At 71.2% G+C, this 26,463-nt stretch carries 24 protein-coding genes and 1 pseudogene; 15 read left to right on the top strand and 10 right to left on the bottom strand.

Annotated features, from left to right (window positions below):
• Positions 1-13: 13 nt before the first annotated feature.
• The gene (locus ABD343_RS28305; RefSeq protein WP_344532162.1) at positions 14-1,351 is read right to left on the bottom strand and encodes an MFS transporter; all 1,338 of its coding nucleotides are present in this window, start codon (positions 1,349-1,351) and stop codon (positions 14-16) included.
• Positions 1,352-1,435: 84 nt separating this feature from the next.
• Here ABD343_RS28305 and ABD343_RS28300 point away from each other — a divergent pair, with 84 nt between their 5' ends.
• Positions 1,436-2,407: a LysR family transcriptional regulator gene (locus ABD343_RS28300; protein WP_344532161.1), complete on the top strand. Its 972-nt coding sequence runs from the start codon at positions 1,436-1,438 to the stop codon at positions 2,405-2,407.
• 135 nt (positions 2,408-2,542) lie between these two features.
• Here ABD343_RS28300 and ABD343_RS28295 read toward each other — a convergent pair whose 3' ends face one another.
• On the bottom strand, positions 2,543-3,280 hold the full coding sequence (locus ABD343_RS28295; protein ID WP_344532160.1) for a 3-oxoacyl-ACP reductase family protein: 738 nt from the start codon (positions 3,278-3,280) through the stop codon (positions 2,543-2,545).
• 149 nt (positions 3,281-3,429) lie between these two features.
• Between ABD343_RS28295 and ABD343_RS28290 the strand changes: the two genes are divergently transcribed.
• Positions 3,430-4,062, top strand: a complete 633-nt coding sequence (locus ABD343_RS28290) for a TetR/AcrR family transcriptional regulator (RefSeq protein WP_344532159.1) — start codon at positions 3,430-3,432, stop codon at positions 4,060-4,062.
• On the opposite strand, the gene ABD343_RS28285 is transcribed toward ABD343_RS28290, so the two are convergent.
• A complete protein-coding gene (locus tag ABD343_RS28285) occupies positions 4,025-4,474 on the bottom strand; it encodes an Lrp/AsnC family transcriptional regulator (protein WP_344532158.1) in 450 nt (149 codons plus the stop codon). The two genes, ABD343_RS28290 and ABD343_RS28285, sit on opposite strands and share 38 nt — an antisense overlap.
• Before the next feature lie 123 nt (positions 4,475-4,597).
• Here ABD343_RS28285 and ABD343_RS28280 point away from each other — a divergent pair, with 123 nt between their 5' ends.
• Positions 4,598-5,308, top strand: coding sequence for a LysE family translocator (locus ABD343_RS28280; RefSeq protein ID WP_344532157.1), 711 nt, complete (start codon positions 4,598-4,600; stop codon positions 5,306-5,308).
• Positions 5,309-5,329: 21 nt separating this feature from the next.
• On the opposite strand, the gene ABD343_RS28275 is transcribed toward ABD343_RS28280, so the two are convergent.
• Positions 5,330-5,767, bottom strand: coding sequence for a DUF3592 domain-containing protein (locus ABD343_RS28275; protein ID WP_344532156.1), 438 nt, complete (start codon positions 5,765-5,767; stop codon positions 5,330-5,332).
• Between the two features lie 186 nt (positions 5,768-5,953).
• On the opposite strand from ABD343_RS28275, the gene ABD343_RS28270 reads away from it, so the two are divergent.
• On the top strand, positions 5,954-7,123 hold the full coding sequence (locus tag ABD343_RS28270) for a glycoside hydrolase family 113 protein (protein WP_344532155.1): 1,170 nt from the start codon (positions 5,954-5,956) through the stop codon (positions 7,121-7,123).
• A 172-nt stretch (positions 7,124-7,295) separates the two neighbouring features.
• Here the strand turns inward: ABD343_RS28270 and ABD343_RS28265 are convergent, their stop codons facing one another.
• Positions 7,296-8,018 carry an HAD family hydrolase gene (locus tag ABD343_RS28265; protein WP_344532154.1) on the bottom strand — a complete coding sequence of 241 codons (723 nt, stop codon included), beginning with the start codon at positions 8,016-8,018 and terminating at the stop codon, positions 7,296-7,298.
• 677 nt (positions 8,019-8,695) lie between these two features.
• A pseudogene (locus tag ABD343_RS28260) lies at positions 8,696-9,559 on the bottom strand (LysR family transcriptional regulator); the annotation flags it as partial.
• Positions 9,560-9,639: 80 nt separating this feature from the next.
• Between ABD343_RS28260 and ABD343_RS28255 the strand changes: the two are divergent.
• The 5 genes from ABD343_RS28255 (at position 9,640) to ABD343_RS28235 (ending at position 15,920) form a co-directional block, all read left to right on the top strand.
• Entirely contained in the window at positions 9,640-10,884 is a 1,245-nt protein-coding gene (locus tag ABD343_RS28255; RefSeq protein ID WP_344532153.1) for an MFS transporter, read from the top strand.
• 216 nt (positions 10,885-11,100) lie between these two features.
• Positions 11,101-11,553 (top strand): OsmC family protein, encoded by a 453-nt coding sequence (locus ABD343_RS28250; protein WP_344532152.1) that lies wholly within the window; start codon positions 11,101-11,103, stop codon positions 11,551-11,553.
• Between the two features lie 178 nt (positions 11,554-11,731).
• Positions 11,732-12,337, top strand: a complete 606-nt coding sequence (locus ABD343_RS28245; protein WP_344532151.1) for a hypothetical protein — start codon at positions 11,732-11,734, stop codon at positions 12,335-12,337.
• Positions 12,337-14,607: a bifunctional polysaccharide deacetylase/glycosyltransferase family 2 protein gene (locus tag ABD343_RS28240; RefSeq protein WP_344532150.1), complete on the top strand. Its 2,271-nt coding sequence runs from the start codon at positions 12,337-12,339 to the stop codon at positions 14,605-14,607. Before ABD343_RS28245 ends, ABD343_RS28240 begins: the two co-directional genes overlap by 1 nt.
• Positions 14,604-15,920, top strand: coding sequence for an acyltransferase family protein (locus ABD343_RS28235; protein ID WP_344532149.1), 1,317 nt, complete (start codon positions 14,604-14,606; stop codon positions 15,918-15,920). Before ABD343_RS28240 ends, ABD343_RS28235 begins: the two co-directional genes overlap by 4 nt.
• 12 nt (positions 15,921-15,932) lie before the next feature.
• On the opposite strand, the gene ABD343_RS28230 is transcribed toward ABD343_RS28235, so the two are convergent.
• Positions 15,933-16,967, bottom strand: a complete 1,035-nt coding sequence (locus tag ABD343_RS28230) for a CHRD domain-containing protein (protein WP_344532148.1) — start codon at positions 16,965-16,967, stop codon at positions 15,933-15,935.
• 266 nt (positions 16,968-17,233) lie between these two features.
• On the opposite strand from ABD343_RS28230, the gene ABD343_RS28225 reads away from it, so the two are divergent.
• The 3 genes from ABD343_RS28225 (at position 17,234) to ABD343_RS28215 (ending at position 20,844) form a co-directional block, all read left to right on the top strand.
• Positions 17,234-17,722 (top strand): sigma-70 family RNA polymerase sigma factor, encoded by a 489-nt coding sequence (locus ABD343_RS28225; RefSeq protein WP_425578301.1) that lies wholly within the window; start codon positions 17,234-17,236, stop codon positions 17,720-17,722.
• On the top strand, positions 17,719-18,432 hold the full coding sequence (locus ABD343_RS28220) for an anti-sigma factor family protein (protein ID WP_344532146.1): 714 nt from the start codon (positions 17,719-17,721) through the stop codon (positions 18,430-18,432). Before ABD343_RS28225 ends, ABD343_RS28220 begins: the two co-directional genes overlap by 4 nt.
• Positions 18,433-18,498: 66 nt before the next feature.
• Positions 18,499-20,844, top strand: coding sequence for a HelD family protein (locus ABD343_RS28215; RefSeq protein WP_344532145.1), 2,346 nt, complete (start codon positions 18,499-18,501; stop codon positions 20,842-20,844).
• Between the two features lie 190 nt (positions 20,845-21,034).
• On the opposite strand, the gene ABD343_RS28210 is transcribed toward ABD343_RS28215, so the two are convergent.
• On the bottom strand, positions 21,035-21,247 hold the full coding sequence (locus ABD343_RS28210; protein ID WP_344532144.1) for a cold-shock protein: 213 nt from the start codon (positions 21,245-21,247) through the stop codon (positions 21,035-21,037).
• A 237-nt stretch (positions 21,248-21,484) separates the two neighbouring features.
• Here ABD343_RS28210 and ABD343_RS28205 point away from each other — a divergent pair, with 237 nt between their 5' ends.
• Both ABD343_RS28205 and ABD343_RS28200 read left to right on the top strand, forming a co-directional pair.
• Positions 21,485-22,909, top strand: coding sequence for an NAD-dependent malic enzyme (locus tag ABD343_RS28205; protein ID WP_344532143.1), 1,425 nt, complete (start codon positions 21,485-21,487; stop codon positions 22,907-22,909).
• 354 nt (positions 22,910-23,263) lie between these two features.
• Positions 23,264-23,545 carry an HU family DNA-binding protein gene (locus ABD343_RS28200; RefSeq protein ID WP_326690048.1) on the top strand — a complete coding sequence of 94 codons (282 nt, stop codon included), beginning with the start codon at positions 23,264-23,266 and terminating at the stop codon, positions 23,543-23,545.
• Positions 23,546-23,658: 113 nt separating this feature from the next.
• On the opposite strand, the gene ABD343_RS28195 is transcribed toward ABD343_RS28200, so the two are convergent.
• Together ABD343_RS28195 and ABD343_RS28190 are read right to left on the bottom strand one after the other, a co-directional pair.
• Positions 23,659-24,306 carry an HAD family hydrolase gene (locus tag ABD343_RS28195; RefSeq protein ID WP_344532142.1) on the bottom strand — a complete coding sequence of 216 codons (648 nt, stop codon included), beginning with the start codon at positions 24,304-24,306 and terminating at the stop codon, positions 23,659-23,661.
• On the bottom strand, positions 24,303-25,043 hold the full coding sequence (locus tag ABD343_RS28190) for a GntR family transcriptional regulator (protein WP_344532141.1): 741 nt from the start codon (positions 25,041-25,043) through the stop codon (positions 24,303-24,305). Before ABD343_RS28190 ends, ABD343_RS28195 begins: the two co-directional genes overlap by 4 nt.
• Before the next feature lie 302 nt (positions 25,044-25,345).
• Here ABD343_RS28190 and ABD343_RS28185 point away from each other — a divergent pair, with 302 nt between their 5' ends.
• Positions 25,346-26,461, top strand: a complete 1,116-nt coding sequence (locus ABD343_RS28185) for an ABC transporter substrate-binding protein (RefSeq protein WP_344532140.1) — start codon at positions 25,346-25,348, stop codon at positions 26,459-26,461.
• Positions 26,462-26,463 lie beyond the last annotated feature (2 nt).

The following is a 26,463-nucleotide window of genomic DNA, read 5'->3' as shown; positions in this document are numbered from 1 at the left end:
TCCACCTCTGCTCTTATCGCGACCGGGGTGAGGCCGATGAGGTCGGTGAGGGGCTCCCTTCAGGTTCGGGCGTGCGGGCGGGTTCGGACATCGGGGAAGACCCGGAGGTCTCCCGGGGCCGGGCAGGCTCCGGCTCCGGGGATCCGTGCGGGGCGCGACCGGTTCGGGCGCGCGACGCCGTGGCCGAGGTCGCGGCCGTGACGAGGGCGGCCAGGAGCGCGGCGGAGGCCGGGACCGTGTACGCCCAGCCGTCCGCGCCGGCATGCTCCACCGCCCAGCCCCCCAGGGCCGAGCCGGTGGCTATGCCGCCCAGGATCGCGGTGACGGCCAGCGTCATCCCCTCGTTGAGCCGCTCCCTCGGGGTGACGTGCTGGACGAGCGTCATGCCCGTCACCATCGTGGGCGCGGTGGCCATACCGGCGATCAGCAGCGCCCCCGCGAGCACCAGCAGGCTGTCGCTGGCGGAGGCGAGGAGCGGCAGCGTCATCAACGCGGCCATCGCGCCCACGCATATCAGCAGACGACGGGCCGCCGTACCGCGCGGACTCAACGCGCCGAACGCGAGTCCCGCGGTCGCCGACCCTGCCGCCTGGCACGCCAGCACGGCGCCGCCCGCCGACTGGTGGCCCTGCCCCTCCGCGTACGCGAGGGTCACCACCTCCAGGGAGCCGAAGACGGCGCCGGTGGCGAGGAAGGTGAGCAGCAGCGGCGGCATGCCGGGCAGGCGCAGCGGTGCCCGCCCGCCGGTGGCCTGGCGGCCCGCCGGGGGCGGTTCGGTGCCGCGCTGCGCGGTGAACAGCACCATTCCGGTCAGCAGCAGCGCACACCCCGTCAGCGTCCCCGCGGCGGGGGAGAAGGTCGTGCAGAGGGCTGCGGCGAGCACGGGGCCGAGCATGAAGCACAGCTCGTCCAGGGCCTGTTCGAGCGAGTTGGCGGTGTGGCGCGCGGCCGCGTCGTCCTGGAAGAGGTACGCCCAACGCGCACGGGACATCCCGCCCGTGTTGGGCGTCGTCGCGGTGAGCGCGTAGGACGCGAACAGCGTCCAGTTCGGCGCTTCCGCCGTCACACACAGCACGAGTGCGAGCGAGCCGCACAGGGCGATCAGGGTGGCGGGCAGGGCGATACGGGCCTGGCCGTACCGGTCGACCAGCCGGGCGGTGAGCGGCGCGACGAGCGCGGTGGCCGCGAGCCCGGTCGCGGTGACCGCGCCCGCGAGCGCGTACGAGTCGCGCGCACCCGCGATCATGATGACCGCGCTGACGGTGAACATGCCCATCGGCAGACGGGCCAGCAGATTGCCGAGCGTGAACGCGAGCGTGCCGGACGGGGCGAAGAGGCGGGCGTAGGGCATGCGTTCAGCCTCGTCGGGGGCGGCGGGCGGGGTCCAACACCTCTTGAGCCGCCATTCACGCAGTCGTGTTGTTAATCTCGCGGCATGCCGAGCGCCCCGAACGAGATCTCGCCCCGTCTGCTCCGTGCCTTCGTCGCCGTCGCCGACGAACTGCACTTCACCCGGGCCGCCGCTCGCCTGTACATCGCCCAGCAGGCCCTCAGCCGCGACATCCGCGCGCTGGAGCGCGAGATGGGCACCGCCCTCTTCGTACGCACCACGCGCCAGGTCGCGTTGACGGCGGAGGGTGAACGGCTGCTGCCCTACGCCCGGCGCGTCCTCACCGCACACGACGAACTGGCCGCCGCCTTTGCCCCCGCGGCGCGGCCCCTGCTCGTCGACGTGGCGGCACCGGTGAGCACCGGGCAGCTCGTGCTGGACGCGGCCCGCGAAGCGGCCCCGGGCGTCGAGTTCGTCGCGCGCTACCACAGCGGACTCGCCGGGGCAGCGGCGGAGATCCTGGCGGGACGGCTGGACGTCTCCTTCGGGCGGGTGGCAGGGCTGTCGGGCGAGGCGCTCGCCGGTCTGGAGCACTGTCTCGTGCGGTACGAGCGCGTGGCGGTGCTGCTGCCGTCCGGGCATCGGCTGGCGGACCTTCCTGTGGTGCCGGTGGGAGCGCTGAAGGGCGACACCCTGTACGCGGGGGCGGGGAACGAGGGCACCACCGAGTGGACCTCCTACGCGCGTGCCCTTTTCGCCGGGTGCGGCGTCGAGTTGGAACCTCCTTTCCCGAAGATCGAGGGCGAGGCGGAGTTCGCCCGGGTGGTGCGGAAGAGGGGATGGTCCGTGCTGGCCAGCGAGGTGTTCGTAGGTGTGGAGGGCATGGTGCTGCGTCCCCTGAGCGAGCCCGTGCCACTCGCGCCCGTCTCCCTTGTGTGGCGGAAGGGCCTGCGGCACGCCGGACTGGATGCCCTGCGCGACGCCGGCCGACGGCTCGGCACCGCCGGGGGCTGGCTGGCCCGGCCTCCGGCAGGCTGGCTACCGGAGGCCGACGCGACGCTGCTGGGTGCCGGGTGAGTTGGTGTCTTCTGGGCTCGGGGGTGCGGGGGCTCGGAGGTGCGGGGATGCGGGGGTGCCGGGTGAGGCTTGTCCGTTCCGGGCGCGGGGTGTGTGGGCCCCCGGCCCCCGTAGAGGTGTGTGGTCCCGCTGCCCCTACGCGTTGGCGCCCGCGTCCACCAGGAAGGAGGCGCCGGTGATGCTGTCGGCCTCGGGGCTCGCCAGGAAGGCCACCGTGTCGGCTATGCCCTCGGGCTTGCCGTAGCGCCCCAGCGCCATCTGGGCGCGCTGCACGTCGGCGCCCTCGCCGTCCGCCGGGTTCATGTCCGTGTCGGTCGGGCCCGGGTTCACCAGGTTCGCCGTGATCTCGCGGGGGCCGAGGTCCCGGGCCAGGCCCTTCGTCATGCCGATGAGTGCGGACTTGCTCGCCGAATAGAGCGTGATGCCGTCGAACGGGACGCGCTCCGCGAGGTTGCTGCCGATGCTGATGACGCGGCCTCCGGCGGTCATATGGCGCGCGGCCGCCTGCGTGGCGAGCAGGGAGCCCCGGACATGGACGGCGAAGACGCGGTCGATGTCCTCGACGGTGAGGGAATCGAGAGGGGCGTCGTGCCAGATCCCCGCATTGTTCACGAGGATGTCGAGGCGGCCGAACTCCTGCGCCGTACGCTCCACCGCGTCGGTGACCTCCGCCGCGTCGGCGCTGTCGGCGCGGATCGCGAGAGCCCGCCGCCCGGTCGCCTCGATCTCGGCGACCACGCTCTTGGCCTGGGCCTCGGCGCTGACGTACGTCACCGCGACGTCGGCGCCCTCGCGCGCCAGGCGCAGCGCCGTGGCAGCGCCGATGCCGCGGCTGCCACCCGTAACGAGAGCCACCTTGCCGTTGAGCTTCATGCCGTGCTCCTCATGCGTCGCTTGCCCCGGCGCGGATGCCGAGGATTTCTTTATCGATCGCTATGTATTTCCTCACGGCGTATCCTCGAACGTCAAGAGCTTTGATGACCGATCGCTAAAAAATTTCGCCACGGAGGGAGGCGGGTCCGATGGCAGGCAGAGGCCGCCCGCGCAGCTTCGACCGCGAGACGGTGCTGCGACAGGCGATGCGGATGTTCTGGGAGCGGGGGTACGAGGCGACGTCGACGGCCGACCTCACCGCGGCGATGGGGATCAAGCCCCCGAGCCTGTATGCCGCGTTCGGCTCCAAGGAGGAGCTGTTCAAGGAGGCCGTCGCGCTCTACGGCAAAGAGGAGGGCGCGGTCACCGACCGCGTGCTCGCCGAGGAGGGCACGACGGCGTGCCAGGCCATAGAGCGGGTGCTGCGGGACAACGCTGCGGTGTACGCCGACCCGGCCACCCCGCCCGGCTGCATGGTGGTGCTCGCCGGGACGAACTGCGCGCCGGGGAACGAGGGCATTCAGGAGTTCCTCGCGGACGACCGGCGGCACGTCGTCGGGGCCCTGCGCGAGCGCGTGGAGCGGGGCGTGGCGGAGGGGGACGTCGCCCCCGGCGCGGACGCGGAACGCCTGGCCGACTTTTACTCGACAGTGCTGTTCGGCCTCTCCGTCCAGTCGCGGGACGGCGCCTCGTGCGACGAGCTGATGGGCGTCGTCGACTCCGCGATGGCGGCGTGGGACGGCCTCACGCGAGCGGGCGCTCGACCACCACGTGCTTCATGACGAGCGTGGACGTCAGCCGCTGCACCCCGGGAAGCGTCGCCAACTCCTGGTCGTAGAGCTCCTGGAAGGCCGTCAGGTCGGCCGTCGCGACGCGCAGGAGGTAGTCGGGGTCGCCGAACAGCCGCTGGGCCTGGAGCACCTCCGGTACCGCGGCCAGCGCTCGTTCGAAGTCGGCCACGGTGTCGCGGTCCTCCTGGTGCAGTGAGATGAAGACCAGTGCCTCGAAGTGCAGACCCAGTGCCGCCGGATCCACCACGGCGCGGTAGCCGCGGATGGCGCCGGAGCGCTCCAGCTCGCGCAGCCGGCGATGGCATGGGGAGACGCTGAGCCGCACCCGCGCGGCCAGCTCGGTGACCGTCAGACGGCCGTCCTTCTGGAGCTCGGCAAGAATTTTCCTGTCCATGGGATCCATGAGGAAAATTCTCCCTCACGTGCCCTCTGAGCAGCCAAAACAAGGGAACACTTTCGCGCAGAGTGCGCATATTCTCCCTCTCGGTAAGCACGTGAGTCGGGGGAGAACGAGGAGAAGCGCCGTATGGACGTCGGTACGGTGGCGGCTTTTCTGGCGGTGGATCTACTGCTGGTGTGCACGCCGGGCGCGGACTGGGCGTACGCGATCGCGGCCGGGGTCCGCGGCAGATCGGTGGTTCCCGCGGTCACGGGCCTGGTGGCCGGATACGCGGGGCACACCCTGCTCGCCGTAGCCGGACTGGTCGTCCTCGTCGCCCACTCCGCGGGCCTGCTCACCGCGCTGACCGTCGCGGGCGCCGCCTACCTGGTCTGGCTCGGCTGGGGTGTCCTGTCGCAGCCCGCCACCTCGCTCGCGACTGCGGAGACGGCCGGTACGTCCGCCGGTACGGCGGATACCGACGGTACGGCGGACCCCGGCGGGACGGTGGATGCCGGTGGGACGGCGGCCGCGCGGGACGCCATGGGCGTGTCCCCTCGGCGGGCCGCCCTGAAGGGCGTGGGAATCAGCGGCCTGAACCCCAAGGGGATGCTGCTCTTCCTCGCGGTGCTGCCGCAGTTCATACACCCCGACGCCGCCTTCCCCGTGGCCGCACAGACCGGCCTGCTGGGCGTGCTCCACATGGTGTGCTGCGCGGTCGTCTACCTCGCTGTCGGCCTCCTGGCACGCACGCTGCTGGCATCCCGCCCGAAGGCCGCTCAGGTCGTCACCCGGATCTCCGGCGTCATGATGATCGCGATCGGTGTGTTCCTCCTGGTGGAGCGCGTGTTCGCGTAGACCGTCCCTCCCCGGTGCCCGTCAGAGCGGGACGAATTCCTGCGCCGACCAGAGGAAAGAGACGGCGAAGGCGAAGAAGAGCATCAGGAAGGCGATTTCCCCGGCCGCCAGCAGGTACTCGCGGACCTCCTTGCGCGGCCGGGCCGTCGCGCGATCGGGCCGGTTCGTGAGGTAGGTGACGGGGACGAAGTCGCCCTGGCCGACGGTCCGCGGGCCGTCGGTCTCCTCGAAGCGGACGCGTTCACCGTTCCTGGTCGTGAATTCGAAGGCGTGGTGGCGTGTCGTAAAGGTACGGCCGTCGCTCTTGCTGCGACGTGTCGTGTACGTGTGCAGGCAGCGGCCCTCGGCATGGTCACCCCGGCGCCAGATCACGATCAGCCGCCGCAGCTCGACCAGCCGCCTGCAGATCAGGTAGCCGGAAATGGCCATGAAGACCGCTGGTACGACCACGAACATCATGTCCATGACTGCATCCTCCCACTTCGGCTCGCGAAGACGTCGGCCGAATGGCTCACGGTTCCTGGCCGATCGGACGGCGGTTCTGGCCAGTTGGCAGAAGACGCGGCCGGGGGCGGGCCGGAAGACTTGTCACGTCGGAAACGAACGTGAGCGAACGCGAACGGATACGTGTCGAGGGGGCTTGTGATGCCGAGCGGACGAGGCGGGGACATCAGCAGGAAGCGGTTCCTGGCGGGAGCGGGCGTGGCAGCCGCGGGACTCGCGGTGGCGGCCGGCCCAGCCCTGAGGCCGGACCGGGCCGCGGCGGGGGAGACCGCCGCCGGCGCGTCGCCCGCCACCGGAGAGCGGCGCGGCCTGACCCACCGGGGTGTGTGTTACGAACTCACGGACGGGGAGACGCCGCACACCGGCTGGAGCGCGACGCGGATGCGCGCGGACATGAAAGCGATCAAGGAGAAGCTGCACGCGAACGCGGTGTCGGTGTACGGGGACGGTGTGGACCGCCTCAAGGCCACCGCGTCCGAGGCGGCCGAGCGCGGACTGAAGGTCTGGCTGCAGCCCCGACTGGCGGACCGCCCGCACAAGGAGATCCTCGACCACCTCGCGGAGACGGGCGAGCACGCCGAGCGGCTCCGCCGCCAGGGCGTCGATGTGCACCTCAGCGTCGGCTGCGAGTTCTATCTCTTCGTGCCGGGCATCGTCCCGGGCGCCGACGCCGTGGAGCGGGTGCGGAATCTCCAGGAGGGGAATTTCGACCCCGAGAAGATGCAGCGCCGACTGGACTCGTTCATCGAGCGAGCGGCCAGGACCGGCAGGTCCGTCTTCCGAGGTCCGCTGACCTACGGGGCGGCGCAGGACGACACGGTGGACTGGGACCAGTTCGACGTGGTCAGCGTGGACTATTACGCGTATCACCGCCGCCGCGCCGACTACGTGAAGGAGCTGAAGACATATCTCCGCTGGGGCAAGCCGGTCGCGATAGCCGAGTGCGGCACCTGCACCTTCAAGGGCGCCCCGCAGCAGGGCGGCATGGGCTGGGACGTTGTGGACTACGAGAAGGATCCGCCGGAGATCAAGAAGGGCCTCGTCCGCAGCGAGCGTGAGCAGGCGTCGTATCTCTCCGATGTGCTGGACATCTTCGAGGAGATGGGGCTGCACGCCGCCATGGTCTTCAACTTCGTCAGCCCCGACGCCCCGCACCGCCCCGTGCGGCGCTACGACTTGGACATGGCGAGCTACGCCCTGGTGAAGCCGATATGGAAGACACCGACCAAGCCCACGGCCGGCTGGCACTGGGAACCGAAGGAGGCGTTCCACGCGGCGGCGACCCACTTCGCCCGCGCGGCGACCCGCTAGGCGGTACCGACAGGCACGGCCTGAGCGTCGGTGCCCCCGTCCGCCGACGGGGCGGATCGGCGACAGGCCAGCCGGAAGCCGGTAGACCGGTCAGCGGGACGGACCGGTCGGCCAAGGCGGCCAAGTCGGTCATCCCGCCGGATCGGTGGGCCAGGTCGGACACCCCGCTGGATCAGTCGGCCAGCGAAGCCGGGAGTTCGGCGAGGGAACGGATCACGCGGATGCCGGGTTCGACCTCCATCCGAGCCGCGGCACCCGTCCGGTCCAGCCAGTAGGCACGAAGGCGGGCGTCGCGGGCGCCCACGGCGTCGACGGTGTGCTTGTCGCCGACGTACGCCACCTCGTGCGGCGGGAGGCCGAGAAGCGTGCACCCCGCGTGGAAGATGCTCGGCTCGGGCTTGGCCGCCCCGTGCGACTCCGAGCAGACCAGGGCCTCCCCGAAGTACGCCAGCAGACCGATCGCCCCGAGCTTGTGGCGCTGGTGCTCCAGGGAGGAGTTCGAGACCACACCGAGCCGGTAGGAGGAGGTGAGCGATTCCAGCATCGGACCCGCGTCGGGAAAGGCGGACCAGGTCGCATCGCGGTGCGCGGCGTATCCGGCGAACCAGGCGGCGGCCTCCTGGTCAGTCATCCCCTCGGCCGGAAGGCAACCAGCACGGGACAGGAACCGTCGGGTGCGGCTGCACCGCTGCTCCTCGAAGGAGAGCTCACCGGAGAGGAAGCGCGTGTACTCCTCCTCCATGATCAGAGACCAGAGCTCGAACGCCTCATCGGGACCGGCGAACCGGTCCATCAGCCCCAACTCCCCGAGGTGAGTGAGCAGGCCGGCCCTCTCCGAGGTGCCGTAGTCGAACAGTGTGTCGTCGACGTCGAAAAGTACGCCGCGAACCGGCACAGGAAGCTCCATCCACGAGCACGAAAGGGGGCGGAAGGCCCGAGCATTCCACACCCACTCGACGACCCTCCGAGCCCGGCACGGCCCACCCCGAACACCAACCCGGTGCGCCGAATCAAGAGCCCGCCGGCCGACCCTGACCACCCACCGAACCGAACCAAAACGAATCAAACCGAACCCGGTGAGCCCCAAGACCGGCGAGCCCTCCGGCCCCGCGATCCCCACGGCCCCGCGAGCCCTACGACTCCGCGAGCCCTCCGACTCCGCGAGCCCTCCGAGACAGCGAACCCTACGAGACCGGCGAACCCGGCGAGACCGGCGAACCCTACGAGACCGGCGAACCCTACGAGACCGGCGAACCCTACGAGACCGGCGAACCCTACGAGACCGGCGAACCCGGCGAACCCGGCGAGCCCGGCGGAGAGACCGCAAGCCCAAGGAAGCGGCCCCGAGGAGGCCGACCCCTAGAAGCCCCGTGGGCCCTACAGGCCCTACCCCTTCGCCCTCTTCGCCCCCTTCGAACCCGTGCCGTTCGACTTCGACCTCGACGCCAACTCCAAGCCCGCTTCCGCCAAGCCCACGTCCCCCACGCCGGTTTCTCCCAAGCCCGGGTCCGCCAAGCCCGCGTCCCCCACTCCGGATTCCCCCACGTCGGCTTCCGTCAAGCCCGCCTCCCCCACCCCCAGTTCCCTCAGGAAGGCGGCTGCCGCGGGGGAGGGGCGGGTGGGGCTCCAGATGAGGCGTTCCTCGCGGGCGGGGGCGTCGCGTACGGGAACCACCTGTACGCCCGTGAGCTGGCGGACGAAGGCGCTGGGGAGCAGGGCGATGCCGAGACCGTTCTGGACGAAGGAGACGAGGGGGTCGACCGCGGAGACCTCGAAGGCGACGTCGCGTTCGAGGCGGGCAGCACTGAACGCCTCTTCCGTCTGGGCCCGGGCGGCGGTGCCGGAGGCGAAGTCGACGAAGACCTCTTCGGAGAGGCGGCGCAGGTCGACCTGTTCGGCGTCCGCCAGGGGATGGCCGGGCGCCAGGATCGCCACGTGTTCGTCGCGGATGAGGACGTGTTCGCGGACGCCCTTGGCCTCGAAGGAACGGAGGGCGCCGATCAGGGCGAGGTCGAGGGTGCCTTCGCGGACGTCGACGACCATGCGTTCGCTGCGGTTCACCTGGAGGGAGACGCGGACCTGGGGATAGCGGTCGTGGTAGGCCCGCATCACGCGGGGGAGATCGACGGTGGTCACGGTGGAGATCGTGCCGATGGAGAGGCGGCCACGGATCTCGCCGGTGGTGGCGGCGACTTCGGCCTTGGCGCGTTCCGCGGCGTCGAGGGCCTGGCGGGCGGCGGGGAGGAAGGCCTCGCCGGCGGGGGTGAGGCGGACTCGACGGCTGGTGCGTTCGAAGAGGCGGGCGCCGAGTTCCTTCTCCAGCTTGGCGATCTGGTGGCTGAGGGCGGACTGCACGACGAGGCAGCGTTCGGCGGCGCGGGTGAAGCCGCCGGTGTCCGCGACGGCGATCACGTAGCGCAGTTGCTGAAGTTCCATGGAGCCATCGTGTTCCGAGATGGATGGGATGACAACTATGTGTTGGACTCATCAATACTCCGGGCCTGAGCCTAGGGAGCATGACAACGACAACGCACTCTGTGGCGTCGGCGGGGGAAGCCCGGGGCGCGCTTCCGGGGAGCGGCATCGGCCGTGGGCCGCTGCTGCTGATGACCGTCGCGACGGGACTCTCCGCCGCCAGCAACTACTTCGCGCAGCCGCTGCTCGACCTGATCAGCCGCGACCTGCATCTGAGCGCCACGCTGGCGGGGCTCATCGTGACCGCTTCGCAGGCCGGTTACGCGTTGGGGCTGATGCTGCTCGTGCCGCTCGGGGACGTCAGGGACCGGCGGCGGCTGGCGGTGGGGCTGTTCCTGGCCTCGGCGGCGCTCCTGGCGGTCACCGCGGCCTCGACCGGCGGGGCGATGATGCTGGCGGGCACGGTGCTGGTCGCGTTGACGTCGGTGGGCGCGCAGGTGATCGTGCCGTACGCGGCGACGTTGGCACCCGAGGCCGAGCGGGGCCGGATCGTGGGTGTCGTGATGTCCGGGATCCTGCTGGGCGGGCTGCTCGCGCGTACCGCCTCCGGGCTGCTGTCCACGCTGGGCGGCTGGCGCACGATCTATGTGGTCAACGCCGTGCTGATGGCGGGGATGGCGCTGCTGCTGGCCCGTTTTCTGCCCCGGGTGAGGGAAGAGGGCGAGTCGTCGGGCGGGCAGGCGGGGATCGGGTATCCGGCGCTGCTGCGTTCCACGCTCGCGCTGTTGCGGGAGGAGCCCGTGCTGCGGGTGCGGGCCGCGCTCGCCGCGTTCGCGCTCGCGTCGTACAGCGTGCAGCTCACGGCGCTGACGTTCCTGCTCGCGCGGGAGCCCTTCGGGTGGTCGGAGTCGTCCATCGGGCTGTTCGGGCTGGTGGGTGTCGTGGGTGTGCTGACGATGACGTTCGCGGGGCGGCTCAACGACCGGGGGTACGTGCAGCACGTCACGGCGGGCGGGGTGCTGTTGCTCACCGGGTCGTGGCTGGTGCTCATCGCCGGGGAGCGGTCGTTGGTGTGGCTGGTCCTCGGGGTGATCGGGCTCAACGTCGCGCAGCAGGCCGTGCTCAACAGCAGCCAGAAGGTGGTCTACGGGCTCCGCCCCGAGGCGCGGAACCGGATCAACTCGGCCTTCATGACGACCTTCTTCGTCGGCGGCGCGGTCGGTTCGGCCCTCACGTCCGTCGTCTGGGGCATGGCCGGCTGGTCCGGGGTCTGCCTGCTGGGCGCCGGGCTCGGGGCGGGGGCGGTGCTGCTGTGGGGGGCGGAGCGGGCCCGTTCCCGCCGGTGACAACGGGAGGCACGGGGAGGCCGTCGCGACAGTCGGGGGAGGCCTGTCGCGACGGCCGGTCCGCGATGAAGCGTGACAGCGCTCTCAGGGAGAACTCAAGCTGCTTGAGGTTTCCATGAGCTTGTAAGTCGCGGGTAAAGGAGGGGAGTTGAGGTGGCGTCTCGTTATGCGGGCACGGCGTTCCATGATGTGGGCGGCGTGCGTAGGGTGCGATTCATGATCGAGGCGCGTGCTCTGGAGGAGCCCTGGCAGGTCGGGTTCGGTGCGGAGGGGAATGAGGCCCTCGCGGACACGGTGAAGAACGGGGTCGGAGGGACGGCGGGGTTCCGCCCCCATGAGCTGCTGGAGGCCGCCTTTGCGACATGCGTCACCATGACCGCCCGGATGGCCCTCGCGGAGTGCGCCGCGAGTGAGGGGGCGGGTGAAGGAGCGGGCGAGGGGGCGGCTCAGCAGACCGGGGCCGGAGTGCGGGTGCGGGTGTGGCTGGAGCGGGGTGAGGCGGAGACCCGGTTCCGGTACGCGGTCGAGCTGCCGCCCGGGCTGGAGCGGTACCGGGAGGAGGTCGAGCGCCGCGTGGAGCGTTCGCCGGTGCGCACCACCCTGAGCCGGTCCCTCCACTTCGACCGCGTGCCGCCTTCGGAGGTGGAGCGGGGGCGGGTGGGAATGTGAGTTCCGTCTCCCCGGTCAGGTAAAGCGCGAGTACGGGAACCAGGGCTGTGACTCTTTGCGTGGATTGATGCGCTAGATTGCCCGTTCGGCAGGAGGGGGCGCGTTCTAGACGAGGGGGGCGCGCAGAGCGATGCGTAGAGATCATGGCCCGAAGGGCCACATACCTAACGAACACGACATGACGGTCAAATTGCCGACCGCCATCACCGGTGCACCCGACGACGGACCAGTCGAGGAGCCGGTGTTCGTCGACAGCAGCGGGGGACGCCGTCGCCTGCTGCGCAAGCTGGGCTGGGTGCTGGGGGTCGCCAGCCTCGCGTACGCCGTCGTGCTGGGCATCAGCCTCGCCGGCGGGGACGCGGGCGCGCCCGACGTGCTCATACCCGGCCCGGACAAGAAGGCGTCGGACAAGGTCGAGGTCGACCCCTCGCCGTCGAAGACCGTCGATCCGTCGCCCGAGGTCGTCGACGACCCCACCCCCACCACGCCCGCCGAGGCATCGCCCACGGCACCGGCCGACACCCCCACCACGACCGCACCGACCACGAATCCGGGCAAGCCCACGGTCAAGCCGACGTCGCCCAAGCCGACCGCGAGCGGCGGCGGGAACGGCGGCAACGGCGGTACGGGCGGCAAGCCGACCGGCAAGCCCGACCCGACCGACACGGAGACCGGCGACCCCGACAAGCCGGACCCGCCGGACACGGGTGACCCGGACCCCTCGCCGGATGATCCCGACAAGCCCGGTCAAGCAGGCGGTCTAGCAGGGGGAGCAGCAGGCTGATGGCACGCGCCCAACACGCCCAGCACGCACAGCGCGGTGGGCGGGGTACCCCCGTGCGTCGTACGGGCGGTACGCCACAGAACAACCGTCCGAAGCGCACCGGACGTACCTCGCGCACCCCGCGTAGCTCACGCACCCGGCGTACGCGGCTTCCGCTGCGCTATCTGCTGCCGACGCTGCTGCTCGTCGCCGTCGTGGCGATGCTGCTGCTGCGCGGTTACGTGCACAGCGAGTTCCTCGCCGACCACCGGGTCCGGCCGCCGGCCCCGGTCGACCAGGTGCCCGAGAAGATCCTCAAGGGCGGCCCCGTGCTCGACGCGCGCGGCGAGAAGTCGATCAGCCATCGGATGCCCGACAAGACGATGGTGCTGACGTTCGACGACGGCCCCGACCCGGAGTGGACGCCGAAGGTCCTCGACAAGCTCAAGGAACACAAGGCCCACGGCGTCTTCTTCGTCACCGGCACCATGGCCTCGCGCTATCCGGACCTGGTCAAGCGGATGGTGGACGAGGGCCACGAGGTCGGCCTGCACACGTTCAACCACCCGGACCTCTCCTTCCAGTCCAAGAACCGCATCGACTGGGAGCTGGCGCAGAACCAGCTCGCGCTGGAGGGCGCGGCGGGCGTACGGACGTCGCTGTTCCGTCCGCCGTACTCCTCGAAGGCGGACGCGCTCGACAACAAGTCGTGGCCCGTCACCCAGTACATCGGCAAGCGGGGCTACATCACCGCGTTCATCGACACCGACAGCGAGGACTGGAAGAAGCCCGGCGTCGACGAGATCATCCGGCGCGCGACGCCCAAGGACGACAAGGGCGCCGTCGTGCTCATGCACGACTCCGGCGGCGACCGTTCGCAGACCGTGGCGGCGCTCGACCGGTTCCTGCCGGACATGGCCGACAAGGGTTACAAGTTCCACAACCTGACCGAGGCCCTCAAGGCGCCCAGCGCCCACACCCCGGTCGGCGGCTTCGAGCAGTGGAAGGGCAAGGCCTGGGTCTTCGCGGTGAGCCTGTCCGAGAAGGCGATGGGCTTCCTCGTCGTGGCCCTCGCGGTCATCGGCACCCTCGTCTTCGCGCGCTTCGGGCTGATGCTGCTGCTCTCGGCGCTCCACGCCCGCAAGGTCCGGAAGCGGACCTTCCAGTGGGGCCGGATCCCGATCACCGAACCGGTGAGCGTGCTCGTGCCCGCGTACAACGAGCGCGAGTGCATCGAGAACACCGTCAGATCCCTGGTCGCCAGCGATCACCCGGTCGAGGTCATCGTCATCGACGACGGCTCGACCGACGGCACCGCCGACATCGTGGAGTCGCTGCGGCTGCCCGGCGTGCGCGTCGTGCGGCAGCTCAACTCGGGCAAGCCCGCCGCGCTCAACAACGGCGTGCGCCACGCCTCGTACGAGCTGATCGTGATGATGGACGGCGACACCGTCTTCGAGCCGTCCACGGTGCGGGAGCTGGTCCAGCCGTTCGCCGACCCGTACGTCGGCGCCGTCGCGGGCAACGCCAAGGTCGGCAACCGCAACTCGCTGATCGGCGCGTGGCAGCACATCGAGTACGTCATGGGCTTCAACCTCGACCGCCGCATGTACGACCTGCTCGGCTGCATGCCCACCATCCCCGGCGCGGTCGGCGCCTTCCGGCGCACCGCGCTGTGGCGGGCGGGCGGCATGAGCGACGACACGCTCGCCGAGGACACCGACGTCACGATGGCGCTGCACCGCGGCGGCTGGAAGGTCGTCTACGCGGAGAACGCCCGCGCCTGGACCGAGGCCCCCGAGAGCGTCCAGCAGCTCTGGTCGCAGCGCTACCGCTGGTCGTACGGGACGATGCAGGCCATCTGGAAGCACCGCAGGGCGCTCATCGAGAGCGGCCCGTCGGGGCGGTTCGGCCGGGTCGGACTGCCGTTCGTCTCGCTGTTCATGGTCTTCGCGCCGCTGCTGGCGCCGCTGATCGACATCTTCCTCATCTACGGGCTGGTGTTCGGGCCGACCGGCAAGACGCTGGCCGCGTGGGTCGCCGTCCTGGGCATCCAGGCCGTGTGCGCGGCGTACGCGTTCCGGCTGGACAAGGAGAAGATGACGCCGCTCATCTCGCTCCCGCTCCAGCAGGTGCTGTACCGGCAGTTGATGTACGTGGTGCTGCTCCAGTCGTGGATCACAGCACTCACGGGCGGCCGGCTGCGCTGGCAGAAGCTCCGCAGAACGGGAGCCGTCGGTTCCGCGCCCACGCAGCCCTCCGCGCCCGGTGAGCGGGCGGGCGCCCTGTGAGCAGGCACGCACAGCAGCGGGGCGGCCGCCAGGACCCCTGGACGAAGAAGCCCGCCCCGCAGCAACAGGCTCCGCAATCCCAGCAGCAGGCCTCGCAACCGCAGGTCACGCAGCCGTACGCCCAGCATCCTCCCGTCACCAACACCTCGACGCTCGACCTCGACATCCAGGCGAACGGCGGCGTCCCGCGCGCCCGCCGCGAGCCGCCCCCCGAGCAGCGGCAGCGGCAGGTCTCCGGCCGCGACCGGTACCTCGACCTGCTGCGTGCACTCGCGCTGCTCCGTGTCGTCGTGTACCACACGTTCGGCTGGGCCTGGCTGACGCTCGTCTTCCCGTCCATGGGCGTGATGTTCGCGCTCGCGGGCTCGCTCATGGCGCGCTCGCTGAACCGGCCCGCGCTCAAGGTGATCAAGAGCAGGGTGCGGCGGCTGCTGCCGCCGCTGTGGGTGTTCGGCGCGTTCGCGCTGTCCGTGATGGTCGTGCAGGGCTGGCGGCCCGGGCTCGACGTCGTGCGGTGGCTGGTGCCGGTCGGCGCGCCGCCGTTCCCGTGGGAGATCGGCTCGAAGGGCGGCCTGCTGGAGGACACCTGGGCGCTCCAGGCCGCGGGCCCGCTCTGGTACCTGCGCGCGTACCTCTGGTTCGTGCTGCTCTCGCCGGCGCTGCTGTGGGCGTTCCGCCGGGTCCCGTGGCTGACGCTCTTCGCACCGCTGGTGCTCACCGCGCTCATCGACACGAAAGTCTTCACCATCCCCGGCGAGACCGGCGAGGCCGTGAAGGACTTCGCCGTCTACGGCTCGTGCTGGGTGCTGGGCTTCGCGCACCGCGAGGGGCTGCTGAAGCGGCTTCCGGGGTACGTCGTCCCGTCGCTGGCCCCGTTCGTGATGGGCCTCGGGGCGTGGTGGGCGCACGGGCATCTGGGCCCGGACGGCTGGGACCTGAACGACATCCCGCTCGGCCAGGCCCTGTGGTCCTTCGGCTTCTGCCTGCTGCTCCTGCACTTCAGCCCGAGCTGGGAGAAGCTGCCCGGGGCCCTCGGGCGCTTCGACAAGGTGATCACCCTCGCCAACGCCCGCGCCGTGACGATCTACCTGTGGCACGAGATCGCGCTGATGGCGACCGTCCCGCTCATCGACCGGCTCTGGAACATCGACGCGATCGGCGACTCGCCCACCTGGTCGAAGGTGCTCGAAAAGGGCGACGCGACGATCATGTTCATCCTGGTCTGGCCGCTGCTGGCGCTGCTCATCGCCGCGTTCGGCTGGGCGGAGGACGTGGCCGCCAAGAGACGGCCACGCCTGTTCCCCACGAAATAGGGCCGCTCGCGGTCAGCGGTTGATGAACACGTAGTCCGCGCGGTACGGGACGGCGGTCCGGAGCTTCTTCTCCGGGTCGCACGTCCCGGCGGGGGCCACGCCGCCCCGGGTGTTGAGGCGGAGGATCTCGGCCGTACGGGAGAGCTTGCCGCCGCGCTTGCCCGCCTGGGTGGCCGCCAGGTCGAGTTCGGGGATGTTGCCCTCGCCGTTCGGGATCTTCGTCAGGGCCTTGCCGGTCACCGCCGAGCGGTCGGGCGCGACCCAGGCGGGCGGCCCGGCCGGGCCCGGCTTGGCGAAGAAGTGGGAGATGCCGCCCTCCAGCCGCGCCCGCACGTTGTCCTGCGTGAAGGCGAAGGTGCCGTTCTCCTGCTTCACGCACTTGTAGATCTGCGCGCCGCGGACGACGGCGGACCGGGAGCTGCTCAGCATGCGGTTCATGTCGGCCCGCGTGGACAGCTTGTGGACCTGGCCGCGCACGGCGCCGCCGGGGAATTCGCCGGTGTGCAGGTTGAAGTAGAAGCCGTTCGGGTCGGCGCGCAGCGCGTCCAGGAGCTTCCTGTCCTCGACCCTGACCTTGCCGGTGACGGTGGTCCTCCCGTCGGTGGTCTTCTTCGCGAAGAACGGGATCCTGATGTCGCCGTTCTTCCCCTTGACGCCCTGGTGGACGTGGGCCGCCGTGGGCGCCGCGATGCCGCGGAAGCTGAAGGCGAACGAGACCTTGTCGCCCTTGAGCCGCATCAGCGCGAGCGCCGTGCCGTCCTTGTCGCCGACGGCGGGACCGCCGGGCGTGGGCACCTCGTTCGCGCCGTTGAGACTCCCCGCGAAGAAGGTCGCGCCCCGCCCGCTGACGTCGCCGCCGCTCAGCGCGCCGAGCGTGCCGTGCGTACCGGGCGAGCCGCCGTGTGCCGCATGCCCCTTGGCCGTACGCGGCTCAGGGGACCCCCCGCCCCCGTCGCCCGTCGGCAGCACCGCCGCTCCGATGCCCGCCGCCGCTGCCACGGCCGTCGCTGAGAGCACGAGCGATTTCGTACGCGTCCGGTTCTTCATGATCTCTCCCCCTGTTGGCGAAAACCTGTCGGCGAATGCCTGTCGGCGAATGCCTGTGCGAGGGGTTACGGCCCGGCACCCACCCGGCGTTCAGCGCGGAAATGAGCGCTGTCTCACTTCGCCTCCGTTGAACGCGGGGGCGCACGCGTCCGTATCGCGCAGGGGAAATACGGAAACGCCCGCCGTCCGCGCCCCTCGACCGGAGGTGCACCGTGCGCAACGATGCCGTCGTGGCCGCCGACAGGACCTCGCCGGACGACGCCCTCATGAGGGCGCTGTACGACGAGCACGCGGGGCCCCTCCTCGCCTTCGTCCTGCGCCTGGTCGCGGGCGACCGGCACCGTGCCGAGGACGTCGTGCAGGAGACGCTGCTACGGGCGTGGCGCAACGCCGACCAGTTGCAGCGGGCGACCGGTTCGGTGCGGCCGTGGCTCGTGACGGTCGCGCGCCGTATCGTCATCGACGGCCACCGCAGCCGTCAGGCGCGCCCGCGCGAGGTGGACCCCGCGCCGCTGGAGGCGCTGCCGGCGGCGGACGAGATCGACAGGGCGCTGCGCATGATGACGATCTCCGAGGCGCTGGCGGATCTGACGGCACCCCACCGCGAGGCGCTGATCGAGACGTACTTCAAGGGCCGGACGGTGAACGAGGCGGCGGAGGTGCTGCGTATACCACCGGGGACGGTCCGTTCCCGCGTGTACTACGCACTGCGTTCGCTGAGGCTCTCGCTGGAGGAGAGGGGGGTGACGTCATGAGCACGCCCGACCGGCCCGCCGCCGCGCACACCGATGTCGGCGCCTACGCGCTCGGGGTCCTCGATGCCGCCGACGCGGAGAGGTTCGAGGCGCATCTCGCCGAGTGCGACCGGTGCGCCGCCGAGCTGGAGGACCTGACAGCGCTCCCGCCGCTGCTCGCCGAGCACGCGGTCGAGGGACCGTCGCCCGAGCCCTCCGCCGGGCTGCTGGACCGGCTGCTGGAGGAGACGGCGGCGGAGCGGCGTACGCGCCGTACGCGGCGGCTCTGGCTCGTCGCGGCCGTCTTCGCGCTGATCGTCGGCGGCCCGCTGGCCGCCGTCGCGGTCACCGGCGGAACCGGCGACGAAGCCCACGACCGGCCGGTCAGCGCCGCCCGCCAGATGTACGAGCACGGCGAGAAGATCAGCGCCGTCGACCCGGCGACGCACGCCCGCGCCACGGTCTCCCTGGAGAAGAAGGCGTGGGGCACACACGTCGCCCTCAAGCTCGGCAACGTGACGGGGCCGAAGGAGTGCGAGCTGGTCGCCGTCGGCCGCGACGGCGAGCGCCAGACGGTCACCACCTGGTCCGTGCCCGCGGCGGGGTACGGCGTGAGCAGTGCCGCCGCGCCCCTCTACGCGCACGGGGGCGCCGCCTTCTCCCGCGACGACATCGCCCGCTTCGAGGTCCGCACCCTCTCCGGCGAGCGCCTGGCCACGGTCGAGGTCTGAGGGCATTCCCCGCGGCGGCGGTAGGGTGGACGGCTGCTCTACGGCCATGAGAAGGGGAACGCCGCATTGCTCGCGGAGAACGCGGAGAACACAGACGCGGAGGGCGACGGCCTGCGGGCGCGGGAGATCCGCGCGGAGCAGTCGCACCTCGACCAGGTCTACCGGCGCCTGGAGGAGAAGATCCACGAGGCGGAGTTCCTGATGGACGACGCCTCGAAACGCGGCCAGGTCGGCACCCCCGGCGCGCTCGCCGAGCGGGACGCGCAGGTCTTCCGGGCCGGCGTCCACCTCAATCGCCTGAACAGCGAGTTCGAGGACTTCCTCTTCGGCCGTATCGACCTGCTGGAGGGCAAGGACGGCAAGCGCGGCCCGGACGGCGCGTACACGTCCGTCGAGCCCGCCGACGGCGCCGTGCGGGACGACGGCACGGCCGGGATCGCCGAGATCCTGCACATCGGCCGCCTCGGCGTGCTCGACGCCGACTACGCGCCGCTGGTGATCGACTGGCGCGCGCCCGCAGCCGCGCCGTTCTACCGGGCGACGCCGGTCGCGCCCGGGCGCGTCGTGCGCCGCCGCGTCATCCGCAGTAAGGGCCGCCGGGTCCTGGGCGTCGAGGACGATCTGCTGCGCCCCGAACTGAGGGTCGAGGCGCTGGAGGGCGGCGAGCTGCCGGTCGTCGGCGACGGCGCGCTGATGGCCGCGCTGGGGCGCGCCCGCGGCCACGCCATGAGGGACATCGTTTCCTCGATCCAGGCCGAGCAGGACGAGGTGATCAGGGCGCCCGCGGCCTCCGTGACGGAGGTCGAGGGCGGCCCCGGCACCGGCAAGACGGCGGTGGCGCTGCACCGTGCCGCGTATCTGCTCTACCAGGACCGGCGGCGGTACGCGGGCGGCATCCTGATCGTCAGCCCGACCCCGCTGCTCGTCTCGTACACCGAGGGCGTGCTGCCCTCGCTCGGCGAGGAGGGGCAGGTCGCGATCCGCGCGCTGGGCTCGCTGGCCGAGGACGCCCCGGGCACCAGGGGCGCGGTGGCCGACACGTACGACACCCAGGCGGTCGCCCGGGTCAAGGGCTCGGCGCGGATGCAGAAGGTGCTGCGCAAGGCGGCGCGCGGGGCGCTGGACCTGGGGCTGCGCGGGCCCGTTCCGGAGCGGCTGCGCGTGGTGGCCTTCGGGGCGCGCGTGGAGCTGGGCGCCGACGAGCTGCGCAAGGTCCGCCAGCAGGTCCTCGCGGGCACCGCGCCCGTGAACCTGATGCGCCCGCGCGCCCGCAAGCTGCTGCTCGACGCGCTCTGGGAGCGCTCCGGCGGCGCCCGCCGCTATCCGGACGACCCGGAGCTGGCGGCGGAGGCCAGGCAGGGCTTCGACGAGGACCTGTCGGCCGAGGACGACTTCCTGGCCTTCCTGGACGCCTGGTGGCCCGAGCTGACGCCGCGCCAGGTGCTCGGGGCGATGGCCGACGAGGGCCGGCTGGCGCGCTGGTCGCGGCGCGTGCTGCGGCCCGGCGAGGTGCGCGAGCTGGCCCGTTCCCTGCGGCGGCTGGACGACGGGGGCGACGGCCCGCTCTCCGTGCACGACGTGGCGCTCCTGGACGAGCTGCGGGGGCTGCTCGGCGCCCCGGCCCGCCCCAGGAAGCGCGAGGCCGACCCGCTGGACCAGCTCACGGGCCTGGACGAGCTGACGACGTACGCCGACCGCGAGCCCTCACGCCGCGAGAGGACCGAGCGGCTGGCGGAGGAGCGCACCGAGTACGCGCACGTGATCGTCGACGAGGCGCAGGACCTCACGCCGATGCAGTGGCGGATGGTCGGGCGGCGCGGGCGGCACGCGACGTGGACGATCGTCGGTGACCCGGCGCAGTCGTCCTGGTCCGATCCGGACGAGGCCGCCGAGGCCCGTGACGAGGCGCTGGGCAAGCGTCCCCGCCGCCGCTTCGAGCTGACCGTCAACTACCGCAACCCGGCCGAGCTGGCCGAGCTGGCCGACCGGGTGCTGCGGCTGGCGATGCCGGGCGTGGAGCCGCCGCGCGCGGTGCGTTCGACGGGCATCGCGCCGCGGTTCGCCGTCGCGGACGGCGAGCTGGGCGCGGCCGTACGGGCGGAGGCGGACCGGCTGCTGGCGGAGGTCGAGGGCACGGTCGGGGTCGTGGTCGCGATGGGCCGCCGCGAGGAGGCCGCGCGCTGGCTGGCGGGCCTGGGCGAGCGCGTCGTCGCGCTCGGCAGCCTGGAGGCCAAGGGCCTGGAGTACGACGCGACGCTGGTCGTCTCGCCCGCCCAGATCGCGGACGAGTCCCCGGCGGGGCTGCGCGTGCTGTACGTCGCGCTGACCCGGGCCACCCAGCGGCTGACGGTGCTGTCGGCGGCGCAGGACCTGCCGGACGGAGCGGGGGTCCCGGACCTGCTCAGAGAGTGATCCGGGCGGTTCCGGAACGGATCAAAATCCGTCGCCGGTACGGGAATCGTCCCGTGAGTCTCTTTGTTAGCCTTGTACGTGGCACCGGCCCGATCCATGCCCCCGGGCCCAACCATTGTCGCTACGAGCGACCACTTGCCGCGAGGCGAGCTGGCGGGTCGGTGTCACTTACCTCTTCGTCGTCCGGCCCTCAGCCGGCCTTGACGACGCGCACCTGTTCCGCCTGCGGGCCCTTGCGCCCCTGGGCGATCTCGAACTCGACGCGCTGGGCGTCCTCCAAGCTGCGGTAGCCGTCACTGTCGATCGAGCTGTAGTGCACGAAGACGTCGGGACCGCCGCCCTCCTGGGCGATGAAGCCGTATCCCTTCTCCGCGTTGAACCACTTGACCGTGCCCTGAGCCATGTACCTGATCTCCTAGATTTCCCGAATCGCCGCGTGTGCGTGGCGGTATGCGGGGGGGATCTTAGGCAGGATTCAGCCCGCTTCCGGTGTATTGATGGGGGTTTTCGCGCGAAGGAGTGGCCGAGGGGCTCGTTACCGCGTACCGAGGGGTAGGTGGGACGATCGGTTGACGTGCCCGGTCCCGGAGGGGTGGGGTACGTGCACAACGTGACAAGGGAAAGCAGAGGGAAGTCGGCAATGGCGCCAAGCGTCTCCTACTCGATGACGGTCCGCCTCGAGGTCCCGGCGGGCGGTACAGCGGTCAGTCAGATCACCACGGTCGTGGAATCCTCGGGCGGCTCCGTGACCGGCCTCGACGTGACCGCGTCCGGCCACGAGCGGCTCCGTATCGACGTGACGATCGCCGCCAGCTCGACGGACCACGCCGACGAGATCGTCTCCAAGCTCAGCGCCATCGAGGGCGTCGCGCTCGGCAAGGTCTCGGACCGTACGTTCCTGATGCACCTCGGCGGCAAGATCGAGATGTCGTCGAAGCATCCCATTCGCAATCGCGACGACCTTTCGATGATCTACACGCCGGGCGTGGCCCGCGTCTGCACGCAGATCGCGGAGAACCCGGAGGACGCGCGCCGCCTCACCATCAAGCGCAACAGCGTTGCCGTCGTGACCGACGGCTCCGCCGTCCTCGGCCTCGGCAACATCGGCCCGCAGGCCGCGCTGCCCGTCATGGAGGGCAAGGCGGCGCTCTTCAAGCGCTTCGCCGGGATCGACGCCTGGCCGCTCTGCCTCGACACGCAGGACACCGACGCGATCGTGGAGATCGTCAAGGCCATCGCCCCCGGCTTCGCGGGCATCAACCTGGAGGACATCTCCGCACCCCGCTGCTTCGAGATCGAGGCCCGGCTGCGCGAGGCCGTCGACATCCCCGTCTTCCACGACGACCAGCACGGCACGGCCATCGTCGTGCTCTCCGCGCTCTACAACGCGCTGCGGGTCGTGAACAAGCGGATCGAGGACATCCGCGTCGTCATGTCCGGCGCGGGCGCGGCCGGTACGGCCATCCTGAAGCTCCTCCTGGAGGCGGGCGTCCAGCACGCGGTCGTCGCCGACATCCACGGCGTCGTCCACTCGGGCCGCGAGGACCTCGCGAACGCCGAGGAGGGCTCGCCGATGCGCTGGGTCGCGGACAACACCAACCCCGAGGGCCGCACCGGCACCCTCAAGGACGCGGTCGTCGGCGCCGACGTCTTCATCGGCGTCTCCGCGCCGAACGTGCTGGACGGCAGCGACGTCGCGAAGATGGCCGACGGCGCGATCGTGTTCGCGCTCGCCAATCCGGACCCCGAGGTGGACCCGGCCGCGGCGCGCGAGACGGCGTCCGTGGTCGCCACGGGCCGTTCCGACTTCCCGAACCAGATCAACAACGTGCTGGTCTTCCCCGGTGTCTTCCGCGGCCTGCTGGACGCGCAGTCGCGCACGGTCGACGACGCGATGATGATCGCTGCCGCGAAGGCGCTGGCCGACGTGGTGCAGGAGGACGAGCTGAACGCGAACTACATCGTGCCGAGCGTCTTCAACGAGAAGGTCTCGGGCGCCGTCGCCGGAGCCGTCCGCGACGCGGCCCGCGACACCGCCCGGGACGCCGCGAAGGCGGCACGCTGATCGGGCATTCATCCGTTTTTGGCGCTCAGTGAGTGCTTTGCGCCGTGCTCGCGCACGCGGGTACGGCGCGTCGGGTGGAAGGTTGCCCGGACGGCGCCCGTAATGTTGCGGCAGACAAAGGCAGGGGATGTCACCACAGCGAAGGCGCCGGATTGGCTTTCCCGCCGCAGGTAGGGGCAGGATGCTCCCTCGTGGACTCCGTCCAGGGGGACACCCCAAGGGGCGCAAGGGTCAGAGGCGGACCCGGGTCCGGGGACTGTCACAGGGCCCTGGCAGCATCGGCTTCGCTGTGCCCGATATGCGGCTCCGCCGCGTGGCACGCCTCATCGGCAAGAAAAACACGGGAGTACGAATATGAACCGCAGTGAGCTGGTGGCCGCTCTGTCCGAGCGCGCCGAGGTGACCCGTAAGGACGCCGACGCGATCCTCGCGGCCTTCGCCGAGACCGTCGGCGAGGTCGTCGCCAAGGGCGACGAGAAGGTCACCATCCCCGGCTTCCTCACCTTCGAGCGCACCCACCGTGCCGCTCGCACCGCGCGGAACCCGCAGACCGGTGACCCGATCCAGATCCCGGCCGGGTACAGCGTCAAGGTTTCGGCGGGCTCGAAGCTGAAGGAAGCCGCCAAGGGCAAGTGAGCCCCCTCACGCTCTGAAGGGCCCACATGACGAGGGGCGTACCGGATCCTTTCCGGTACGCCCCTCGTCGCGTCTGCGTCCGCGTCTGTGTCCGTCTGCGTCCGCGGCCGCTCTCAGGCCCCGAAGGCCACGTCCTCCAGCGAGTCCGCCAGGGTGACCGCCAGGGTGACCGCCGGGCCGGGCTCGATGCCGGGGACCGTGGGGACCGCCAGGACCCGGCAGCCCGCAGCGCGCGCCGCCGAGACGCCCGTCGGGGTGTCCTCCACCGCCAGGCAGGCGTCCGGTGCGACGCCCAGGGCCCGGGCGGCGGCGAGATAGGGGGCCGGGTGAGGCTTGCCCTCGGGGGTCTCGCCCGAGGCGACCGAGTGGGCGAAGCGGTGCGGGCCCAGGGTGCGCAGGACCTCGTCCGCGACCGCGCGCTCGGAGGCTGTGACAAGTGCCACGGGGACGCCGAGCGCGCGGGCCCGGTCCAGCAGGCGGAGGGCGCCGGGCTGGACCGTGACGCCCGCCCGTACGCGCGCGGTGAAGGCCGTGTCGAGGCGGTTCCAGGCGTCCTCCGGCGTGAGGGACGGGAGCAGCGCCGCGAGCCGCCGCGCGGCCGTGGGGATCGGGAGGCCCGCGAACGGGGTGGTGTCGGTGCCGGGGGGCAGGATCTGCGCGACCGTCGCCAGCCAGTCGCGTTCGGTGTCCACCAGCGTGCCGTCCATGTCGCACAGGAGGGCAGCCGGGAGGGGGAGGGTGGGCAAGGAGGGCTCGCTCATTCGGGGCTGGTGCGGGTGAGGGGGTTGGTCTGCGTGGAGTTGCGGACCGTGAAGACGACGGAGCCGGGGCTGTAGCGGTCGTCGGAGGTCTCGACGGGCCGTCCCTCGGCGGTGGTCGTGGTGCGGCGCACGCGCAGCAGCGGGGCGCCGCGGCGCAGCCTGAGGTGCTCGGCGTCGGCCGTACCGGCGGCGACCGCGTCGATGTGGTGCTCGCCGTTGGCGAAGACCAGGCCGCGGCTGTCGTAGAGGGCCTGGGTGACCGACTCGCAGTCGTCGGGGAGTTCGCGCACGGCGGGTGCGATCCACTCGGCGTACGCGGTGCGTTCGAGGAGGACGGGCGTCCCGTCGAGCGTACGGACGCGCAGCACGCGCAGGACGCGGGCGCCGGGCTCGATCTGGAGGAGGGCGGCCTCGTCGCCGTGTGCCGTGTCCCAGGACGAGGTGACGACCTGTCCGCCCGCCGTACGGCCGCCCGCGCGGGCCCACTGGGCGAAGCTGCGCAGCTCGGTGAAGCTCTGGCTGGGCGTGGCGGAGAGCACGACGCGGCGGGCGCCCTGGCGGGAGCCGATCAGCCCCTCGGCCTGGAGCGCGGCGATGGCCTGCCGGACGGTGCCGCGGGACGCGCCGTGCGCGGCGGCGAGTTCGGCCTCGGAGGGGAGCGACGACCCCACGGGGTGGCGCCCCTCGGAGATCGCGCGGCGCAGATCGTCGGCGATCTGCTCGTGGCGTCGGGACAACGGGGCTCCTCTGTGCCGGGACTGCGTGACCGCGTGACTGCGGTGTGCCGTGGGCCTGATCATGTCACCTGCGCACAGGATCGCGCATCTCGACGGGTGCGAGCGATGCGTATAACCGCTCTCGTGACCCCTAAACCTCTTCTGTCGTAACGCTTTGAGCTGCGGTTTTTTAGGAGCCCAGGGCTTTGCTCGCGGCTGCCGACCCTGTTAGCTTGCCCAGGCCCAAGCAGTTACTTGTCCATACAGGTGGAGTGGAGCACGTGAAGGCAGATCATCTGAGCCGCCCAAGGCGCCGGACCCTGATGGGAGCCGTCACCGCGGCCGTCACCCTGTCCGTCGCGGCCACCGGCTGCGGAGCCGCGCCGGCCGAGGGCGCGGGCAGCAAGGCGGGCAAGGCCACCTCGGCCGCCGACTTCGGCGGGATGGACAAGCTGGTGAAGGCGGCGAAGAAGGAGGGCGAGCTGAACGTCTACGCCCTCGCGCCGACCTGGGCCAACTACGGCGAGATGATCCGCGCCTTCGAGAAGAAGTACGGGATCGAGGTCAACAACGAGGACCCGGGCGGCAGCAGCCAGGGCGCGCTCAACGCCGCCGCCAAGCGCAAGGGCCAGGACCGGGCCGTGGACGCGCTCGACCTCGGTACGGCCTTCATGCAGGCCGCCAAGTCCAAGAAGCTCCTCGCGCCGTACAAGGTCAAGGGCTGGAAGGACATTCCGGCCGCGCAGAAGCAGCCCGACGGCTCCTTCATGAACAACTACGGCGGCTACATCTCCATCGGCTGCGACGCCAAGGACGTCAAGGAGTGCCCGGAGAGCTTCAAGGACCTGCTCGACCCGAAGTACAAGGGCAAGGTCGCGCTCAACGGGAACCCGAACGAGTCCAGCTCCGCCTTCTCCGCCGTGATCGCCGCCTCCCTCGCCAACGGCGGCGGATTCGACGACGTCAAGCCGGGCCTCGACTTCTTCAAGAAGCTGAAGAAGAACGGCAACTACGTGCCCGTCGAGTCGACCAAGGCGACCATCCAGAAGGGCGAGACGCCCATCTCCATCGACTGGGACTACCTCAACCTCGGCTACGGCGAGGAGCTGAAGTCCAAGGGCGTGGACTGGAAGGTCAGCGTCCCCGAGGACGGGCAGTACTCGCAGTTCTACAACCAGGGCGTCAACAAGTACGCCCCGCACCCGGCCGCGGCCCGCCTCTGGGTCGAGTTCCTCTACAGCCCCGAGGGCCAGAACATCTGGCTCAAGGGCTTCTCCCGCCCCGCCCTGCTGGAGGAGATGGAGAAGGACGGCAGCGCCGACAAGAAGGCCGCGGCCAAGCTGCCCGAGGTCAGCGGCACGCCGAAGTTCCCCTCGGCCGCTCAGGAGGCCAAGGCCCAGAAGGCGATCAGCGAGGGCTGGGGCGCGGCGGTCAGTTGACG

It is taken from the genome of Streptomyces albiaxialis (assembly GCF_039530985.1).
Taxonomy (GTDB): domain Bacteria; phylum Actinomycetota; class Actinomycetes; order Streptomycetales; family Streptomycetaceae; genus Streptomyces; species Streptomyces albiaxialis.
Note: the sequence above shows the minus strand (reverse complement) of the source record. Positions and strands in the feature narration are given on the sequence as shown.

What these genes read in the sequence shown, in the direction of transcription:
- ABD343_RS28300 (WP_344532161.1), top strand. Translation starts at nt 1,436, where the DNA reads ATGCCGAGCGCCCCGAACGAGATCTCGCCCCGTCTGCTCCGTGCCTTC.
- ABD343_RS28205 (WP_344532143.1), top strand. Translation starts at nt 21,485, where the DNA reads ATGGCGCCAAGCGTCTCCTACTCGATGACGGTCCGCCTCGAGGTCCCG.
- ABD343_RS28295 (WP_344532160.1), bottom strand. Translation starts at nt 3,280, where the DNA reads ATGAAGCTCAACGGCAAGGTGGCTCTCGTTACGGGTGGCAGCCGCGGC.
- ABD343_RS28245 (WP_344532151.1), top strand. Translation starts at nt 11,732, where the DNA reads ATGACGGTCAAATTGCCGACCGCCATCACCGGTGCACCCGACGACGGA.
- ABD343_RS28270 (WP_344532155.1), top strand. Translation starts at nt 5,954, where the DNA reads ATGCCGAGCGGACGAGGCGGGGACATCAGCAGGAAGCGGTTCCTGGCG.
- ABD343_RS28200 (WP_326690048.1), top strand. Translation starts at nt 23,264, where the DNA reads ATGAACCGCAGTGAGCTGGTGGCCGCTCTGTCCGAGCGCGCCGAGGTG.
- ABD343_RS28210 (WP_344532144.1), bottom strand. Translation starts at nt 21,247, where the DNA reads ATGGCTCAGGGCACGGTCAAGTGGTTCAACGCGGAGAAGGGATACGGC.
- ABD343_RS28305 (WP_344532162.1), bottom strand. Translation starts at nt 1,351, where the DNA reads ATGCCCTACGCCCGCCTCTTCGCCCCGTCCGGCACGCTCGCGTTCACG.
- ABD343_RS28230 (WP_344532148.1), bottom strand. Translation starts at nt 16,967, where the DNA reads ATGAAGAACCGGACGCGTACGAAATCGCTCGTGCTCTCAGCGACGGCC.
- ABD343_RS28195 (WP_344532142.1), bottom strand. Translation starts at nt 24,306, where the DNA reads ATGAGCGAGCCCTCCTTGCCCACCCTCCCCCTCCCGGCTGCCCTCCTG.
- ABD343_RS28250 (WP_344532152.1), top strand. Translation starts at nt 11,101, where the DNA reads ATGATCGAGGCGCGTGCTCTGGAGGAGCCCTGGCAGGTCGGGTTCGGT.
- ABD343_RS28255 (WP_344532153.1), top strand. Translation starts at nt 9,640, where the DNA reads ATGACAACGACAACGCACTCTGTGGCGTCGGCGGGGGAAGCCCGGGGC.
- ABD343_RS28185 (WP_344532140.1), top strand. Translation starts at nt 25,346, where the DNA reads ATGGGAGCCGTCACCGCGGCCGTCACCCTGTCCGTCGCGGCCACCGGC.
- ABD343_RS28225 (WP_425578301.1), top strand. Translation starts at nt 17,234, where the DNA reads ATGAGGGCGCTGTACGACGAGCACGCGGGGCCCCTCCTCGCCTTCGTC.
- ABD343_RS28290 (WP_344532159.1), top strand. Translation starts at nt 3,430, where the DNA reads ATGGCAGGCAGAGGCCGCCCGCGCAGCTTCGACCGCGAGACGGTGCTG.
- ABD343_RS28285 (WP_344532158.1), bottom strand. Translation starts at nt 4,474, where the DNA reads ATGGATCCCATGGACAGGAAAATTCTTGCCGAGCTCCAGAAGGACGGC.
- ABD343_RS28275 (WP_344532156.1), bottom strand. Translation starts at nt 5,767, where the DNA reads ATGATGTTCGTGGTCGTACCAGCGGTCTTCATGGCCATTTCCGGCTAC.
- ABD343_RS28240 (WP_344532150.1), top strand. Translation starts at nt 12,337, where the DNA reads ATGGCACGCGCCCAACACGCCCAGCACGCACAGCGCGGTGGGCGGGGT.
- ABD343_RS28220 (WP_344532146.1), top strand. Translation starts at nt 17,719, where the DNA reads ATGAGCACGCCCGACCGGCCCGCCGCCGCGCACACCGATGTCGGCGCC.
- ABD343_RS28280 (WP_344532157.1), top strand. Translation starts at nt 4,598, where the DNA reads ATGGACGTCGGTACGGTGGCGGCTTTTCTGGCGGTGGATCTACTGCTG.